General features: G+C 63.1%; 19 protein-coding genes. 11 read left to right on the forward strand and 8 right to left on the reverse strand.

The features are described from left to right. The first annotated feature begins 18 nt into the window (after positions 1-18). The 3 genes from CQ12_RS41035 to rpmG all read left to right on the forward strand — a co-directional run bounded on the left by CQ12_RS41035 (position 19) and on the right by rpmG (position 2,646). Positions 19-756: an NUDIX hydrolase gene (locus CQ12_RS41035; RefSeq protein WP_057840918.1), complete on the forward strand. Its 738-nt coding sequence runs from the start codon at positions 19-21 to the stop codon at positions 754-756. Between the two features lie 210 nt (positions 757-966). Next, entirely contained in the window at positions 967-2,292 is a 1,326-nt protein-coding gene (locus CQ12_RS41040; RefSeq protein ID WP_057840919.1) for an LLM class flavin-dependent oxidoreductase, read from the forward strand. Between the two features lie 186 nt (positions 2,293-2,478). Then, entirely contained in the window at positions 2,479-2,646 is a 168-nt protein-coding gene (rpmG, locus tag CQ12_RS41045; protein ID WP_027537094.1) for a 50S ribosomal protein L33, read from the forward strand. A 315-nt stretch (positions 2,647-2,961) separates the two neighbouring features. Here rpmG and CQ12_RS41055 read toward each other — a convergent pair whose 3' ends face one another. Then, the gene (locus tag CQ12_RS41055; RefSeq protein WP_057840921.1) at positions 2,962-4,197 is read right to left on the reverse strand and encodes an MFS transporter; all 1,236 of its coding nucleotides are present in this window, start codon (positions 4,195-4,197) and stop codon (positions 2,962-2,964) included. Positions 4,198-4,357: 160 nt separating this feature from the next. On the opposite strand from CQ12_RS41055, the gene CQ12_RS41060 reads away from it, so the two are divergent. From CQ12_RS41060 to CQ12_RS41070, 3 genes are all read left to right on the forward strand, one after another. Beyond that, positions 4,358-4,948, forward strand: a complete 591-nt coding sequence (locus CQ12_RS41060) for a TetR/AcrR family transcriptional regulator (RefSeq protein ID WP_157088807.1) — start codon at positions 4,358-4,360, stop codon at positions 4,946-4,948. A 186-nt stretch (positions 4,949-5,134) separates the two neighbouring features. Beyond that, on the forward strand, positions 5,135-6,352 hold the full coding sequence (locus CQ12_RS41065; protein WP_245310364.1) for a serine hydrolase domain-containing protein: 1,218 nt from the start codon (positions 5,135-5,137) through the stop codon (positions 6,350-6,352). A gap of 175 nt (positions 6,353-6,527) precedes the next feature. Then, complete coding sequence (locus CQ12_RS41070; protein ID WP_057840923.1) at positions 6,528-6,809, forward strand: GIY-YIG nuclease family protein; 282 nt, start codon at positions 6,528-6,530, stop codon at positions 6,807-6,809. 158 nt (positions 6,810-6,967) lie between these two features. Here CQ12_RS41070 and CQ12_RS41075 read toward each other — a convergent pair whose 3' ends face one another. Together CQ12_RS41075 and CQ12_RS41080 are read right to left on the reverse strand one after the other, a co-directional pair. Further along, the gene (locus CQ12_RS41075; protein ID WP_057840924.1) at positions 6,968-8,341 is read right to left on the reverse strand and encodes a PleD family two-component system response regulator; all 1,374 of its coding nucleotides are present in this window, start codon (positions 8,339-8,341) and stop codon (positions 6,968-6,970) included. Between the two features lie 13 nt (positions 8,342-8,354). Then, on the reverse strand, positions 8,355-8,720 hold the full coding sequence (locus CQ12_RS41080; RefSeq protein ID WP_027538546.1) for a response regulator: 366 nt from the start codon (positions 8,718-8,720) through the stop codon (positions 8,355-8,357). Between the two features lie 230 nt (positions 8,721-8,950). Here CQ12_RS41080 and CQ12_RS41085 point away from each other — a divergent pair, with 230 nt between their 5' ends. Together CQ12_RS41085 and CQ12_RS41090 are read left to right on the forward strand one after the other, a co-directional pair. Next, positions 8,951-9,250 (forward strand): DUF3572 domain-containing protein, encoded by a 300-nt coding sequence (locus tag CQ12_RS41085; protein WP_057840925.1) that lies wholly within the window; start codon positions 8,951-8,953, stop codon positions 9,248-9,250. Continuing rightward, positions 9,229-10,551: a DNA polymerase IV gene (locus CQ12_RS41090; RefSeq protein ID WP_198164408.1), complete on the forward strand. Its 1,323-nt coding sequence runs from the start codon at positions 9,229-9,231 to the stop codon at positions 10,549-10,551. Before CQ12_RS41085 ends, CQ12_RS41090 begins: the two co-directional genes overlap by 22 nt. Before the next feature lie 118 nt (positions 10,552-10,669). Here CQ12_RS41090 and CQ12_RS41095 read toward each other — a convergent pair whose 3' ends face one another. After that, positions 10,670-11,071 (reverse strand): RidA family protein, encoded by a 402-nt coding sequence (locus tag CQ12_RS41095; RefSeq protein ID WP_057840927.1) that lies wholly within the window; start codon positions 11,069-11,071, stop codon positions 10,670-10,672. Positions 11,072-11,268: 197 nt separating this feature from the next. On the opposite strand from CQ12_RS41095, the gene CQ12_RS41100 reads away from it, so the two are divergent. Then, complete coding sequence (locus tag CQ12_RS41100) at positions 11,269-11,619, forward strand: hypothetical protein (protein ID WP_057840928.1); 351 nt, start codon at positions 11,269-11,271, stop codon at positions 11,617-11,619. Positions 11,620-11,630: 11 nt separating this feature from the next. Here CQ12_RS41100 and CQ12_RS41105 read toward each other — a convergent pair whose 3' ends face one another. The 4 genes from CQ12_RS41105 to CQ12_RS41120 form a co-directional block, all read right to left on the reverse strand. Next, positions 11,631-11,924, reverse strand: coding sequence for a GYD domain-containing protein (locus CQ12_RS41105; protein WP_057840929.1), 294 nt, complete (start codon positions 11,922-11,924; stop codon positions 11,631-11,633). A gap of 123 nt (positions 11,925-12,047) precedes the next feature. After that, the gene (locus CQ12_RS41110) at positions 12,048-12,812 is read right to left on the reverse strand and encodes a slipin family protein (RefSeq protein WP_057840930.1); all 765 of its coding nucleotides are present in this window, start codon (positions 12,810-12,812) and stop codon (positions 12,048-12,050) included. Then, positions 12,812-14,215 (reverse strand): NfeD family protein, encoded by a 1,404-nt coding sequence (locus tag CQ12_RS41115; protein ID WP_057840931.1) that lies wholly within the window; start codon positions 14,213-14,215, stop codon positions 12,812-12,814. Before CQ12_RS41115 ends, CQ12_RS41110 begins: the two co-directional genes overlap by 1 nt. A gap of 194 nt (positions 14,216-14,409) precedes the next feature. Further along, positions 14,410-15,276 (reverse strand): cell envelope integrity EipB family protein, encoded by an 867-nt coding sequence (locus CQ12_RS41120; RefSeq protein WP_057840932.1) that lies wholly within the window; start codon positions 15,274-15,276, stop codon positions 14,410-14,412. Positions 15,277-15,530: 254 nt separating this feature from the next. Here CQ12_RS41120 and CQ12_RS41125 point away from each other — a divergent pair, with 254 nt between their 5' ends. Both CQ12_RS41125 and CQ12_RS41130 read left to right on the forward strand, forming a co-directional pair. Beyond that, complete coding sequence (locus CQ12_RS41125; protein ID WP_057840954.1) at positions 15,531-15,998, forward strand: RidA family protein; 468 nt, start codon at positions 15,531-15,533, stop codon at positions 15,996-15,998. A gap of 14 nt (positions 15,999-16,012) precedes the next feature. Beyond that, entirely contained in the window at positions 16,013-16,765 is a 753-nt protein-coding gene (locus CQ12_RS41130; protein ID WP_057840933.1) for a glycerophosphodiester phosphodiesterase family protein, read from the forward strand. Positions 16,766-16,847: the final 82 nt, after the last annotated feature.

Consider the following 16,847-nt stretch of genomic DNA (forward strand, 5'->3'; position numbering starts at 1 on the left):
CATCATAATGGGGATGGGATGAGCGACGCTGCGACTGCCGTACAAGAAGGAAAAGAAGCCGATCACCATCCTTACTTCCGGCCCAAGGATGCAGCGACGCTGATCCTGATCGACCGCTCCGGCGACAAGCCGAAGGTGCTGGTCGGCAAGCGCCACGACAACGTGGTGTTCATGCCCGGCAAATACGTCTTCCCCGGCGGCCGCGTCGACAAAGCCGACAACCGCATTCCCGTTGCGGCTCCCATTTCCGCAGAGCTCGAGGCCAATCTGCTGAAGGGCAGCCCGAAGATCGCACCGTCGCGGGCGCGTGCGCTGGCGGTTGCCGCGATCCGCGAAGCCTGCGAGGAAACCGGCCTGTGCCTGGGGTGCAAGGTCGACAAGCCGGTGAAGCTCGACGGCGCCTGGAAGCCGTTCGCGGAAGCGGGCCTGCTGCCCGATCCGTCCGGCCTGTTCCTGATCGCGCGCGCGATCACCCCGCCCGGCCGCGTCCGCCGTTTCGATACGCGCTTCTTCACCGCCGATGCCTCAGCCATCGCGCATCGGGTCGAAGGCGTGATCCACGCCGATGCCGAGCTGGTCGAACTGGTGTGGGTCGAGATCGGCTCCCAGCCGCTCGCCGACGCGCATGCCATGACCAAGAACGTGCTCGCCGAACTCGACCGCCGCCTCGCCACGGGTCCGTTGCGCCACGATGCGCCGGTGCCGTTCTTCCATTTCTACGGCGGCAAGATGCAGAAGGACGTGCTGGGGGCGTAGGCCCGTTCTCTCCCCGTCATTGCGAGCGAAGCGAAGCAATCCATCTTTCCCCGTGCTGAGGCGTGGATTGCTTCGCTTCGCTCGCAATGAGCCGTCGAATTGTTCTCTACCAATCCCTGAAATTGCAAAATTCTTCTCGGCGCCGCCCGCTGGCGCCGCTCTCGCCCATGCCTATCTCTTCCCCAACAATAATAGCGACGGAACGGGGCAATGGCACAGCGGCAACTCAAGCTCGGCGCGTTCATGCGGCCGGTCTCCATCCACACCGGCGCGTGGCGCTATCCCGGCGCCTGGCCTGATGCCAATTTCAACTTCCCGCACATCAAGCGCCTGATCCAGAAACTGGAAGCCGGCAAGTTCGACGCCTTCTTCATGGCCGACCATCTTGCCGTGCTGAACATGCCCATCAACGCGCTCAAGCGCAGCCATACGGTGACCTCGTTCGAGCCGTTCACGCTGCTGTCGGCGCTGGCCGGCGCCACCGAGCATATCGGCCTGATCGCGACGGGCTCGACGACGTTCGACGAGCCCTATCATGTCGCCAGGCGTTTTGCGTCGCTCGACCACATCAGCGGCGGCCGCGCCGGCTGGAACATCGTCACCACCTCCAACCCGGACGCCGCGCTGAACTTCGGGCTCGATGACCATATGGAGCATGCCGAACGCTACAAGCGGGCGCGCGAATTCTATGACGTGGTCACCGGTCTCTGGGATTCGTTCGCCGACGACGCCTTCGTGCGCGACGTCGAGAACGGTCTCTATTTCGATCCGGACAAAATGCACGTACTCGATCACAAGGGAAAATATCTCTCGGTGCGCGGGCCGCTCAACATTGCCCGGCCCGTGCAGGGCTGGCCGCTGATCGTGCAGGCCGGCGCGTCCGAAGACGGCAAGCAGCTCGCAGCCGAAACCGCCGAGGCCGTGTTCACCGGCGGCGGCAGCCTCGCCGACGGGCAGAAGCTGTATGCCGACATCAAGGGGCGCATGGAGAAGATCGGCCGCGACCCCGAGCATCTGAAAATCCTGCCCGGCGCCTTCGTCGTGGTCGGCGACAGCGTCGAGGAAGCCAAGGAAAAGCGGGCCAAGCTCGACAGCATGGTGCATTACGACAGCGCCATCGCCTCGCTCTCGGTGCAACTTGGCACCGACGCCTCCGGCTTCGATCCGGATGGGCAGTTGCCGCCGATTCCCGAAACCAATGCCAGCAAGAGCGGCCGCCAGCGCCTCGTCGATGCCGCTGCGCGCGACAAGCTCACCGTGCGCCAGCTCGCCCAGCGGGTCGGCGGCTATGGCGGGCTGTCGTTCGTCGGCACGCCCCAGACCATCGCCGACCAGATGGAAGACTGGCTGGTGAGCCGCGGCAGCGACGGCTTCAACATCATGTTCCCGTTCCTCCCCGAAGGCTTGGACGATTTCGTCGACAAGGTGGTGCCGGAACTGCAGCGGCGCGGGATTTTCCGGAAAGAGTATGAGGGCAGGACGCTGCGGGAGAATTTGGGGCTGCCGAGACCGAAAAACCGGTTCTTTGAGGGTTAACGCGCGTATTCCGCAAAAGTGGATACCCGGTTTGCGATCAGAATACGCGCAAAACATCGATTCTACCTCGAATCGGGGCAGTATTTGCCCCGAAAACCTTGACTTTGGGCAGATCGAGGATAGGTTGCGCGGCAAATGCAGGCCGGTTTGGCCGGCGCCTGACACCCCCAATTTGAGGTTTCGAACATGGCCAAAGCGGTCACCATCAAGGTCAAGCTCGTTTCCACGGCGGATACCGGCTTCTATTACGTCGCCAAGAAGAATTCGCGCACCATGACCGACAAGCTGGTCAAGAAGAAGTACGACCCGGTCGCGCGCAAGCACGTCGAGTTCAAGGAATCGAAGATCAAGTAATTCGGCAGCCTATTGCTGACGGTTTGAACGGGGTCCTTCGGGGCCCCGTTTTTGATGCCTGACGGACGCGGCAAGGCCCTGCTTTCCCAGAAAGAACCGAGCGTCACTGAAAAGCAAAAAGGCCTCCGCGATATCGCTGGAGGCCTTCAGTTTCGCGGGGGGTACATCCGCCCCCGCTACGCTACTCGGTTATTACTTGGCTTCTCTTGCGAGGCGCTCAGGTTTTCATACGTGATGTATATCAACGCATTGTGACACTCGTAGTGACTGTCGCCTGGCGCCGGGACAAGCGCGCCCTGGGGAACGGTGCGTAGCTTACGCCGTCTGCATCTGCGGCGGCCCGCTCGGCCGTATCAGGGCGAACGCCACCTGGACGATACCGCCGGCAAGCCCCAATGCGACACCGATCCGCCATGCCATGGTGTAGGAGCCGAGCGCGTCGTAGAGCACCCCGCCGCCATAGGCGCCGAGGAAGCTGCCTACCTGGTGGCTCATGAAGGCGAGGCCCTGGATCATCGCCTGCCATTTCAGGCCGAACATCTCTGCCACCGCACCTGCGACCAGCGGGCCGACGCCCATCCACAGGAAGCCCATGATGGCGCCGAACAACAGCGTGGTTGCCGGCGTCGGCGGCAGCGTGAAGTACCAGGCGAGTGCGATCGAGCGGAAGATGTAGATGCCGCCGAGCAGCGCCAGCTTGTTCCAGCGCTGGCCGGCCCAGCCGAAGAAAATGCTGCCGAGCACGTTGAAGCCGCCGATCATGCCGAGCGTCTGCGCGCTCAGCATCGGGTCCAAGCCGCAGATCGCCAGATAAGACGGCAAATGCGTGGTAAGAAAGACGAGCTGCATGCCGCAGACGAAATAGGCGCCGGTCATCACCACGAAGGAGGCGTTGGAGAACGCCATCTTCGTCGCCGCGCTGGCCGACGTGTCGCCGATCTCATCATTAGCGGGTTTGGGCAGCGGGATCCTGTCCACCCTGCCCGCGTACCAGGCGGCCGGAATCATCAGCAGCGACAGCACGACGAAGCCCACAAGGCCCATCCGCCAGCCATAGCCTTCGTTGAGTACCTGTCCGATCGGCGCCGACAACAGCGCACCGAGCGAGCCTGCACCCGAGACGAGACCGAGCACCGTCGAGCGCACCGACGCCGGCACCGCGCGGGCCGCAACCGACATCGCAATCGCCGCCGCGGTGCAGGCCAACGACGCTCCGATCAACACGCCGCCACCGATCATGATGCTCAGGATGCCGTTGGCGCCCGCCATGAGCGCGAGGCCGGCGACATAGAGCAGCGAACCGACAATCATGATGGGCCGAAAACCGTAGCGCACCGTCAGCGCGCCGGCGAGCGGCTGCAGGAAACCCCAGGCGAGATTCTGCACGGCGAGCGCCAGCGTGAAATCGGACACCGAAATCCGGATGTCCTGCGTCAGCGGCTGCATGAACAGGCCGAGCGATTGCCGCAGCCCCATGCTGAGCGTGAGCATGACGGACGCGCCGATCAGAATGGGCAGCGTCGGGCGCAGGATCTGCAGCAGGGCGGCCATTGTTTTTATTCTCCCCAAGGGCCGCGATTCGAACGCCGCGTCCTGCAATCGATATCTGAAATAGGTACACAGACCTGTGTAACTAGGCTATAAGGGGGCACCGCTGTCAAGCTAACGGCCCCCACGCATTCGCATGGCACCCCTGCCCGACAAACCGGCCATGAAGGACCGGATTCTGGAAACCGCAGACAGGCTGTTCTATCTGCAGGGACTTCGCGCTGTCGGCGTCGACACCATCGCGGCCGAAATCGGCATCAGCAAACGCACGCTCTACAATCATTTCCCGTCCAAGGACGCACTCATCTCGGCCTATCTGGCGCGGCGTTTCGTGGCGCCGCGCGCTTCCGACAAATCGCCGGTCGAGCAGATTCTCGGCACCTTCGATTCACTGGAACGGCGCTTTTCGGCCAAGGATTTTCGCGGCTGTCCGTTCGTCAACGCGGTCGCTGAACTCGGCGAAGACCGGTCGGTCCGAAAGGTGGCGGTCGCATTCAAGGAAAGCCGCCGGCTCTGGTTTCGCGACTTGCTGATCCAGCTCGGCGTCGCCGATGCCGAAGCCTTGGCGACGCAACTCGCGCTGCTGGTCGACGGCTCGATCGCGCAGGATCTCGTCCGCAACGATCCCGCGATGGCGCGCGCGGCGAAGGAGGCGGCAATGGTGCTGCTGAGAAATGCGGGCGTGAAGGTGGACAAGACCAGTGTAGCGGCGAAACCGGCGTCGAAGAAGCCCCGGCGCTCTTCAACGGCTTGAGGCAACCAGCCCCCCACCGTCGTCCCTGCGAACGCAGGGACCCATACGCCGTGGCTTTGCAATAGGCCTATGTGGTAGTTACCTTCTGCAAACAAGCAGCAACGGTGGTTATGGGTCCCTGCGCCCCGTGCGCAATTGCGCACCAGGCAGGGACGACGCCAGAAAGCGGCGATAAAGGGAGCGAAAATGGAAGACCTGAAAGTAACCGCCAGCGGTTACGACTTCAAACCGGCACGCGCGGCCATGCAGCGCTATATCGACAACAACCTGCTGTCGGGCATTTCCTGGGCGGTCATGACCGGGCGCGACCTTATCGACGTGAACTGCGTCGGCTGGGCCGACAAGGAAGCGCAGACGCCGCTCCGCACCGACCACATCTTCCGCGTCTTCTCCAACACCAAGCTGATCACCTCCTGCGCCGTGCTGTTGCTGTTCGAGGAAGGCAAGCTTGGGCTCGACGACCCGATCGAAAAATTTATTCCGCAACTCGGAAATAGAATGGTGTTGCGGCCCGGCGCCACCTCGCTTGATGACACCGAGCCCGCCAAGAGCTCGATCACCATCCGTCAGTTGCTCAGCCACAGCTCCGGCCTTAGCTACGGCTTTTTCGATCCCGGCACCGCCATTTACAAGGCGCTGAACGAGCGCGGCGTTCACAATCCGATGACAACGCTGGCCGACATGGTGGACGTGCTGGCGGGCCTGCCGCTGATCTATCAGCCGGGCACCTCGTGGGAATATTCGCTCGCGACCGACGTGCTGGGGCGGCTGGTCGAAGTCATCAGCGGGCAAAGCTTCGACAAGTTCATCAAGCTGCGGATTCTCGATCCGCTCGGCATGGTCGATACCGGCTTCGTCGTGCCGGAAAAGGATCAGGGCCGGCTCGTCGCCTATTATGCCGGTGCGGACCTGATGGAGCCGATGAAGCCGGGATTGACCCGAACCGACAACTCGCCCTTCCCCGGCGCCTATCTGCGCCCGATCGCGCGGCTCAGCGGCGGTGGCGGCCTGGTGTCGACACTGCATGACATGGTGGCGCTGGTCCGAAGCCTGCTGCCCGGCGGGCCGACCCTGCTCAAGCCGGAAACGATTGCGCAGATGATGACCAACCAGTTGCCCGAAGGCCAGTGGATCCGCTTTGCCACGATGGGAGAACAGCCTGGCAAGGCCTTCACTTTGGCGGGCGGCCTGATCGTGAAGCCGACGCCGTTCGATCACCCTGACTCCGCGGGCGAGCTCTATTGGGGCGGCGTCGCCGGCACCCAATGGTGGATCTCGCCGAAGCACAACCTGGCCGGCGTGATGATGGCGCAGCGCCAGATGGCGTTCGTGCACCCGTTCTCGTTCGAGTTCAAGCGGCTGGCGTATGAGGCGGTGAAGCAGCGCGCCACGGTTGTGGCGTGAGGCAGCAACCGATCCATCGTCGTCCCTGCGAAAGCAGGGACCCATAGCCACCGGCGGATGTTTTGCGAAGAGCGTCTGCCGCTTTGCTCTAACGAGAGATCACGCGGTATGGGTCCCTGCGCCCGTGCGCAATTGCGCACTAGGCAGGGACGACATCGAGTTCTGTGTTTGTTGCATGTATTACGTCTACATCCTCGCGAGCCGACGGCACGGGACCCTGTATATCGGGGTGACCAATTCCCTTTCGAAACGGATGGAGCAGCATCGCAATGGCGAGGGCTCCTCGTTCGTCAAAACCTACGGCGTTTACCGGCTCGTCTATGTCGAAGCGTTCGAGCGACCGGATGAAGCGATTGCCCGTGAAAAGCAGCTCAAGCGCTGGAAGCGGGATTGGAAGATTGAACTGATCGAGCGTGAGAATCTGGAGTGGCGCGATCTCAGCGATCTGATCGTTTGATGCGCTTCAGCGGCGCTGTGGCTGCTGAAGCGAAGCGTCTCCCTGCGTGCCCTTCACACAGACCGCGGCGTATGGGCCCCTGCGTCCGCAGGGGCGACGGGTTGATAGGTTTTCGGCTTTCCCCGCTGACGCGTTCGTAGAGACGACGGCGCCAACGCTCACGCCGCCGTCGAAACCACCCTGTTCCGTCCGTCGTTCTTCGCCCGATACAGCGCCATGTCGGCGCGCTTGAGCACGTCGGCGACCGGCTCGTCCTTGTGGTCCAGCGTGGCGAGGCCAATCGAGATCGTGACGTCGATCCGCTTGGTGCCCTTGTTGACGGCAAAGGTTTCGCCGGCGATCGAGCGGCGCAGGCGCTCGGCGACCATGCCGGCGACATTGAGGTCGGTTTCCGGCATCACGATCACGAACTCCTCGCCGCCGTAGCGGCAGGCCAGATCGATGCCGCGGATCGATTTGCGGATGCGCACCGCGAATTCGCGTAGCACGTCGTCGCCGGCATCATGGCCATAGGTGTCGTTGATGGACTTGAAGAAGTCGATATCGAGGATCATCAGCGCCAGCGGCTTGCCGCGGCTCGAAGCCTGCTCGACCAGCGTCGAGAGATGGCTTTCCATGTAGCGGCGGTTGTTCAGGCCGGTCAGCGCGTCGGTGATCGCCATTTCGATCGAGTTCTGCACGTTGTCGCGCAGGTGATCGGTGTAGCGCCGCTTGCGGATCTGGGTGCGCGCCCGCGCCAGCAGCTCGTTCTTGTCGACCGGACGGAGCAGATAGTCATTCACCCCGATTTCCAGCCCCCGCAGCAGCCGCGCATTGTTGTCGGCGTCGGAGATCGCGAGGATCGGCAACTGGCGGGTGCGCTCCAGCGAGCGCGCCTGGCTGCACAGCCGCAGGCCGTCGTAATTTTCCAGACTAAGGGAGACGATCAGCAAATCGTAATTGCCCTCGGCGGCGTGAAACAGCGCTTCCGCCGGATTGATCTCGACGTCGACGGTGTGCTCGGCAGAGAGGATCGGCGCCAGCCGCTCGTAGGATGACGGCCGGTCGTCAACCAAAAGGATTCGTCCGCCGACGCCCTTGTCGGCGATAGCGCTGCGCTCGGGCGCTTCCATGCCGATCTCGAGCGAGGTGATGGCACGCATGCGGAGCTCGTCGGTCATCATCTTCAGCCGCGTCAGCGACCGGACGCGCGCGATCAGGACGACATCAGACACCGGCTTGGTGAGAAAATCGTCGGCGCCTGCTTCCAGCCCGCGCACACGATCCGACGGGCTGTCCAGCGCGGTGACGATCACGACCGGGATGAAATGGGTAGCGGGATTGGACTTCAGCCGGCGGCAGACCTCGAACCCGTCCATGTCGGGCATCATGACGTCGAGCAGGATGATGTCGCATTCGGAGCGGGAGCAGATGTCGAGCGCCTCGGCGCCGTTCGACGCGGTCAGCACATCGAAATATTCGGCGGACAGGCGGGCTTCCAGGAGCTTGACGTTTGCCGGAACGTCATCGACGACAAGAATACGCGCAGACATCGAAAACTCACTCCTACCCGATAAAACGCCGCACGGTTTCGATAAACTTGCCGACGGAAATAGGTTTGGACAGATACGCCTCGCAGCCGCCCTCGCGGATGCGCTCTTCGTCGCCCTTCATCGCGAATGCAGTGACGGCAACCACCGGAATCGCACGCAGCTCGGGATCGTCCTTGATCCAGCGCGTCACTTCGAGGCCGGACACTTGCGGAAGCTGGATGTCCATCAGGATCAGATCAGGACGCAGCTTGCGAACGAGATCGAGCGCCTCGAAACCGTTGCTGGTACCGGAAGTCTGATAACCATGCGCTTCCAACAGATCGCGAAAGAGCTTCATGTTGAGCTCGTTGTCCTCGACGATCAGGACGGTTTTTGCCATCCCGTCCCTCCCTCATCCCAGAACACAAGTCCGGCCTTCCGACACGCCCCGCACCGCAGCCGCCCCTTGTCGAAAAGTGAATTCAAACTAGCGCCAGATTTCGCTCTAAGCCGTTAAATCGATACGCCAAGTTTTACGAAGCGGTTTGCAAATGTTGAACGCACTCCGCAGACTCGGGCATGATGGTTCCAAAGTAGAGCCTATAAGTTAACGGAAAGGCAAATCGTCTGTTGAAAAAGCCTGTTCACAACCCCCGCGAAGTGGCTGAAATCGTTGCAGTTCAGGCGCTGAGCTTCGTTGCCGGCGATCCTGAGCGGCTGGGTCTTTTCCTGGCCGAAACCGGCATCGGTCCGGAGACGCTGCGCACCGCCGCGGCCGACCCGCAATTTCTGGCCTCCGTGCTGGATTTCGTGCTGCGGGACGACGCCACCGTGCAGGCATTTGCGAGCGCCTCGCAACTGCACCCGACCAATATCGCCGCCGCCCGTCAGGTGCTGGGTGACCCGCACTGGGAGCGCGACGTGCCGTGAGCGCGCCGGCGGCCTCGTTGGACGGTCCGCGCGCTTTCTGCCGGGATTGCCTCGGCGACCTCGATATCAAATTGAGGCGATGCGGCATGTGCGGTTCCCCGCGCCTCGTTCGTCACCCCGCCCTGCCCTCGCTCACGCTCGCGCATATCGATTGCGACGCATTCTATGCCACCGTGGAGAAGCGCGACAATCCCGAACTTGCCGACAGGCCCGTGATCATCGGCGGCGGCAAGCGCGGCGTGGTGTCGGCTGCCTGCTACGTCTCGCGGACCTATGGCGTGCGCTCGGCCATGCCGATGTTCAAGGCGCTGGAGCTCTGCCCGCAGGCGGCCGTGATCCCGCCCGACATGGCGAAATATGTCCGCGTCGGCCGCGAGGTGCGCCACGCCATGCAGACGCTGACGCCGCTGGTGGAACCGCTGTCGATCGACGAGGCGTTCCTGGACCTTGCCGGCACCCAGCGCGTCCACGGCATGATCCCCGCAAAAGTCCTGGCCCGCTTTGCCCACGACGTCGAGCGCGACATCGGCATCACGGTGTCGGTCGGCCTGTCCTGCAACAAGTTTCTGGCCAAGATCGCCTCCGATCTCGACAAGCCGCGCGGCTTTGCCGCCCTCGACCAGATCGAGGCCCGCGAGATGCTGGCGGACAAGCCGGTCGGCTTCATCTACGGCGTCGGCCCTGCCACCCAGGAAAAGCTGCTGCAGCGGGGTTTTCGCACCATTGCGGACCTGCAGCGCGCCGACGAGGTCGAGTTGATGAAGCAGTTCGGCGGCGAAGGCCGCCGGTTGTGGCGCCTGGCGCGCGGCATCGACGACCGCAGCGTGGTGCCGGACCGCGGCGCCAAGACGATATCGAGCGAAACCACGTTTGAGAACGACATCAAGGATTTCGCCACGCTGGAGCGGCTGTTGTGGCGGCTGTCGGAGAAAGTGTCGTCCCGGCTGAAGAACAGCAATCTGGCCGGCTGCACCATCACGCTGAAGCTGAAGACCGCCGACTTCAGGCAGCGCACCCGCTCGCAATCGATCCAGGCGCCGACCCAGCTCGCCGCGAAGATTTTTGCGGTGTCGCGCGAGATGCTGGCTAGGGAGATCGACGGCACCGCCTTCCGCCTGATGGGCACCGGCGTCAGCGCGCTGCGCGAGGGATCGCGCGGCGACGACAGTGACATGCTCGACCGCCGCTCCGCCCACGCCGAACGCGCGATGGATGATCTGCGCAAGAAGTTCGGCAATGCCGCGGTGATCCGGGGCATCGCGTACAAGGGGCCGGCGAAGGAAGAGGACGAGGAGGAGTAACGCGCCAGCCTCTCCACGTCATTGCGAGCGCAGCGAAGCAATCCATAGCGCGGCATAACGGACGGATGGATTGCTTCGTCGCTTCGCTCCTCGCAATGACGACGGAGAGACCGGAGACTCAATCGACGACGGCCACCGCCTCGATCTCGATCAGCCATTCCGGGGCCGCCAGCGCCGTGACACCGACGAGCGTGCTCGCTGGCGGCTCCATGCCTTCAAAGAAGGCCGAGCGCGCCTTGCCGATGATCGGACGGAGCTCCGGCTTGTAACCCACGACGAAGGTGGTGATCTTCACGATATCGGAATAACTCGCACCGGCGGATTTCAGCGCCAGGCCGATATTGTGCATCACCTGCGTCGTCTGCCCGGCGAGATCACCCTCGGCGACCACCCGCCCCTCCTCGTCGGTGGAGACCTGCCCCGCGATATAGATCGTGCGCGCGCCTGACGCGACGACGACGTGGGAATAAGCCGGGTTGTGGTGAAGACCGCTTGGCCGAAGTTTTTCGAGCTTGCTCATGTCTGTGCCTCCCTGACGTGCATGATTGGGGCGAAGCGTATCCGGGTCCGGCGCTCTCGACCATCCCTCAGCGAAAATACTCAGGCTCTGCGGTCTTGAACCGGCAGGGAATGATCAGATTTCTATCAAGTCTCCAATTTGGATGGGGCGCATAGGTCCGGATACCTTCCACGGATCTTGCGCAAAAGGAGCGGAAGATGGCCTTTTTGAAGCGGGAGTTGCATCGACAGGTCAAAGGCCCTGAGGTCACGGAACTGGATTTCTGGAACCTGGTCTTCGATACCGATACCAAGCGCCTCTATGTCGAACACGAGTGGACCTATCTGGATTCGCGGATCCGTGGAGCGACGGATTATCGAACCGACGTCATGGATATCGCGGCGTATCTGACGCAAGGCGGTCAAACGGCCGGCCACCGTGAGCTCTGGCGGTTGCTGCGAGGGATCTTCAAGGAACAGTTCGAGCCCGAGGCGCATGACCACGGGGTATCATTTTCGGGACAGGCTCCGGTTCGGGACATCGAGCAGCAGGCGCCAAATCGCCCGTGACAAGCAGCTCGTCAGAGCATCTTCTCGACAACCTTGGTCATGTCCGCTGCCGAGAAGGCTCGCAACGACTCGGTGCGGACATTGCCAAGTGCGCCAAGACTCAAGCTAAGCGACATGGCGGAGAATTCATCCGGCGCATCGAGGATTGTCACGACATCATATCGTCCCTGCGTCCAGAACAGCTCCTTTACGGTCACTCCGAAGGTCTCGGCCGTCCTCTTGAAAGCCTCGGCCCGCTTAGGCGAGTCCTTGGCATTGCGGATTCCCTGGTCGGTGAAGTTGCCAAGCACGACATAAGTTACCATCGTGGCTCTCCCTGGTTGTCGGATGCAACCGAACCTTCCAGCCGAATGCTCGGCGACATCGATTGATCAGCGCCTCCCATCCTTCCGTCGCGGCATGCGAACGTTGCCGTCAAGCGACCACGGTCACGTCGCTTCCCTCCGCCCTCCCGTCACATGGCCGAGCAAATCCATCGGCAGCGGAAACACCACGGTCGAGGATCGCTCGCCCGCAATATCGTGCAGCGCCGCGAAATAGCGCAACTGCATCGCCTGCGGCTCCCGCGCCAGCGTTCGGCCGGCCTCGACGAGCTTCTCGGCGGCTTGCTGCTCGCCCATCGCATTGATCACCTTGGCGCGCCGCAGCCGCTCCGCCTCGGCCTGCTTGGCGATCGCCCGCACCATGGTTTCATTGATATCGATATCCTTGATCTCGACGGTGGTGACCTTGATGCCCCAGACGTCGGTCTGCTGGTCGAGAATTTCCTGGACGTCGGCATTGAGCCGGTCCCGTTCGGCAAGCATCTCGTCCAGCTCGTGCTTGCCGAGCACCGAGCGCAACGTGGTCTGCGCCAGCTGGCTGGTCGCGGACATGTAATCGCTGACCTTGATGATGGCGCGCTCGGGATCGATGATGCGGAAGTAGAGGACGGCATTGACCTTGACCGAAACGTTGTCGCGCGAAATCACGTCCTGGGGCGGCACGACCTGGACCATCACCCGCAGATCGACCTTCACCATCTGCTGCACGACCGGAATCAGGATGATGAATCCGGGACCTTTCACGCCGGTAAAGCGGCCGAGCGTGAACACGACGCCTCGCTCGTATTCCCGCAGGATGCGAATGGCCGAGGACAGAAACAGCACCACGAGCACCGCGAGCGTCGCATACGTCAAATAATCGAGCATCATCACGTACCTCCTTCGCCGACGGTCAGCGCCGGCCGGCGCCGTACCACGAGCGTCAAATCCACCACGTTGGCCACCTCGACCACCTCTCCGGGCTTGAAGGCTTCGGTGCCGCGCGCCTGCCAGCGCTCGCCGTGGGTGAAGACGTGGCCTTCGCGCTCGGACCAGTCGAGGATTTCGGCTGATAGCCCGCGCATGGCTTGCGCGCCGAGCCGCACGGGGCCTTTTCGGGCACGGTGAAGCGAGCCGAGGACAACCAGGACCATGCCGATGAAGATCGCCGCCGCGATCCCGATCACCGGCCATGACAGCCGGAATCCGGGCTCCTCGATCTCGAACAGCATCACCGCGCCGAGCACGAATGCGATGATCCCGCCGAGACCGATAACCACGGTCGGGTTGAAGACTTCGATGACCAGCAGCGTGATCCCCAACAGGATCAGGGCGAGGCCCGCATAGTTGATGGGCAGCATATTGAGCGCATAGAGGCCCAGCAGCAGACAGATCGTGCCGATCACCCCGGGCGCGACCGCACCGGGCGAAGAAAGTTCGAAGATCAGGCCGTAGATGCCGACCAGCATCAGGATGAAGGCGATGTTGGGATCGGTGATCACCCTTAAGAATTGCGCGATCCATCCAGGCTCGAGCGCTTCACGCGCGGCTTCGCTGGTTGCCAGATGCCGGGTATCGCCGCCCGCAATCTCGACCGCACGGCCATCGATTTGCCTGAGCAGTTCGGCCTGGTCGCGTGCGACGAGATCGATGACTTTCGCCTGCAAGGCGGCGTTGGCGGAAAGGCTTTCAGCCTCCCGCACCGCCTTCTCCGCCCAATCGGCATTGCGGCCGCGCAACTCGGCGAGACTGCGGATCAAGGCGACGGCGTCATTGGTCGCCTTCGCCGTCATGGCGTCCTTCGTCTTTGGCTTCTGGTCGCTGCCGTCCTTCTTGTCCTTGTCGCCCTTGTCAGGGGTAGCGTCCGGCAGGCCCGGCAGCGGGCCGCCAATCTGCACCGGCGTCGCCGCGCCGAGATTGGTGCCCGGCGCCATGGCCGCAATATGCGTGGCGTAGAGGATATAGGTTCCGGCGCTGGCCGCATGGGCGCCGGAGGGCGCGACGTAACCGACGACGGGCACGCGCGACGCCAGCACGTCAGCGATGATCTCGCGCATGCTGGTGGAGAGACCGCCCGGCGTATTCATGCGCAGAATGACGACCTCGGCGCGGCGTTCGCTTGCCTTGGTCAGCGCGTCCTTCACGTAGCGAGCCGTCGCTGGCCCGATCGCTCCGTCGACCGAGACGGTCAGCGCAACCTTGCTGCTGTTCTCCCCCGCCGAGGCGGCAAGGGGAGAGACCAGAAGGGCGACGGCCGCAGCGGCCGCGACAAGAGTCGCCTGTACGCTCTGCACAGCAAGGACTCCCTTATCGGTAGGATATGGGGGGTCCTCGTCGAATCTCAATATATCGGGGATCGCCGGCCCGGCAGCGCTTCCCGGTGAAACGGGCCCGCGGGGATCAGCTTCGGAATCTCAAGATCCTGGATTGGCGCCAAGCGCGCCCTCAGCTGAGCGTTTGCGCATGGTGGATGACGAGCTTTCGCCGGTCACCTGCACGGCTTGGAGTCCCTGACGTCGAACCGGCCCATCGCGCCCGCAATCACGAAATCATTGTAGTCGAGCACCAGCGCGCGGGAGACGCCATTCTCGAACAGCTCGAACGACATCGCGTAAACCGGCGTCTGCTCGCCTTCCTTGGTCTTGGCGTCGCGGTCGTAATAGCTGACGGTCACCGGCCAGCGGGTCAGCGCCTTCATCTGGTCGTTGGCGGTCGCGGGATCAGGCGTCGCGATGCTGCGCGTGCCCGGGATCGGTTGCCCGATCACCGACAGCGTGTTGTAGACCTTCTCGCCATTGTCGGAGCCGTCATAGACCATCAGCTCCAGCACCGACTTGCCATCGCGGGCGGCCGCGATGATGTGCTGGATCTGCTCGGTCGGAAATACCACCTTGCCGTCGAGCTCGAATGTCTTCGCAACAGGCTGCTTCAGCTTGACCGTGATGCGGTCGCCGACCCGCTCCGCCATACCATCGATCGGGGCGGAATCGGCATCGTTCATCCGGCTATTGATCTTGAAGCGATAGCTCTTGCCGGCGCCGTCCTCCCAGGAATGCGAGCGCAGATCGCTCAGCGTCAGCTTGCCCTCGCCGCTGTCGAGTTCCGACACCTGGCGGAAGTCAGATGTGTAGCCCTCGCAGGCGTTCCCTGAGAAATTGTAGAGAATGCGTCCGCGCGCCCCCGATATCGCATTGCTCCCGCGCGACTTGACCAGCTTCAGTTCATACAGCGCCTGATGGGAAAGAAACGGCCCGCTGGCGCCCGCCAGCGCCGGTCCGTTCGAAAAGCCGGATAGCAGGGTCGCGGCAACCGAGAACGCCAACGCACGAACCGGAATCGGGAACGAGCTAGCCATGTTCAGTTTTTTCCTCGAGGGGAGATTCGGTTACATTAGTGATGGCTCCATTGCGTCGCAACTAGGGCGGGGTTACGAAAACGTAAGAATTGGCGGCCGAGCACCCTGTTTTTGGGCGTTTTCGGGCGGGACCGGCCTCGATCACCGTGCAGGACGCGGCTGCCTCCGTCGCTTGCAAGACAAAGCGCGATGCGCGAAACAATGCGCGCCTGACAGAAGTCAGGCACGGTCACATCAAGCGGGGACACAAAAACATGGCGGGTACGGTCGAACAGAAGCTGGCGGCACAAGGTATCGTCCTGAACGAGCCCCGCACCCCGATGGCGAACTATGTCGGCTTCGTGCGCACGGGCAACCTGCTGTTCGTCTCCGGCCAGGTCTGCGCCAATGCGGAAGGCAAGCTGATCGCCAAGGGCAAGCTCGGGGCCGGCGTCACCATCGAACAGGGCTACGCCGCGGCGCAGGGCTGTGGCGTCAACCTGCTGGCCCAGGTCAAGGCCGCGCTCGGCGATCTCGACAAGGTGGTCCGCGTCGTCCGTCTCGGCGGCTTCATCAATTCCGCGCCTGATTTCCTTGACGGGCCCAAGGTGCTCAACGGCGCCTCCGACCTGATGGTTACGGCATTCGGCGACAAGGGCCGCCACGCCCGCACTACCGTCGGCGTCGCTTCGCTGCCCTCGGACGCCGCCGTCGAGGTCGACGCCGTCTTTGAAGTGGCCTGAGCGGAGTATCACCCGTGCGTGCCCCAGACTGGCTGACGGCGCGGCCGGTCGCTCACCGCGGCCTGCATGATATTGCACGCGGCATCGTCGAAAACATGCCGGCGGCGGCGCAGGCCGCCGTCGACGGTAATTTCGCCATCGAATGCGATATCCAGCTTTCGTCCGACGGCGAAGCGATGGTGCATCATGATAACGCGCTTGGCCGCCTCACCGAGGGTTCTGGTGCGCTGCTGGGCAAGACCGCGGCCGAGCTCAAGGCGGTGCAGTTCAAGAACACGCCGGAGCGGATGATGACGCTCGGCGATCTCTGTTCGCTCGTCGGAGGCCGTGTACCGCTGGTGATCGAGGTGAAAAGCCATTTCGACGGCGACCGGCGGCTGGTGAAGCGAATGGCGGAGGTGCTCGCCTCCTATGACGGCCCCGCGGTCGGCATGTCCTTCGATCCGGATCAGGTGCTGGCGTTGCGCGAACTGATCCCTGGGCGCGCCCGCGGCATCGTGGCCGAACGCGAATATACCGCCGAGGAGTGGCCTGAAGCTTCTCCCGAACAGCGTCGCGGCATGACGCATCTGCGTCACGCCTTTTGGAGCCGGCCCGATTTCGTCGCCTATTGGGTCAACGAGCTGCCCGCAGCCGCCCCCTGGATCGCGCGCAACATCTTCGGCCTGCCGCTGCTCGCCTGGACGGTGCGCACGCCCGAGCAGCGTGCCCGTGCTGCCCGCCACGCCGACCAGATGATCTTCGAGGAGTTCCTGCCGGGAACCTGATCCGCGCCGTGCGGCCTTGAAGTCGTCGTTGCAATGCACGATCTTTGGGGTGGTCACCATGGGCGATGGCTGATCGCATCAT

Source organism: Bradyrhizobium jicamae (genome assembly GCF_001440395.1).
Classification (GTDB): domain Bacteria; phylum Pseudomonadota; class Alphaproteobacteria; order Rhizobiales; family Xanthobacteraceae; genus Bradyrhizobium; species Bradyrhizobium jicamae.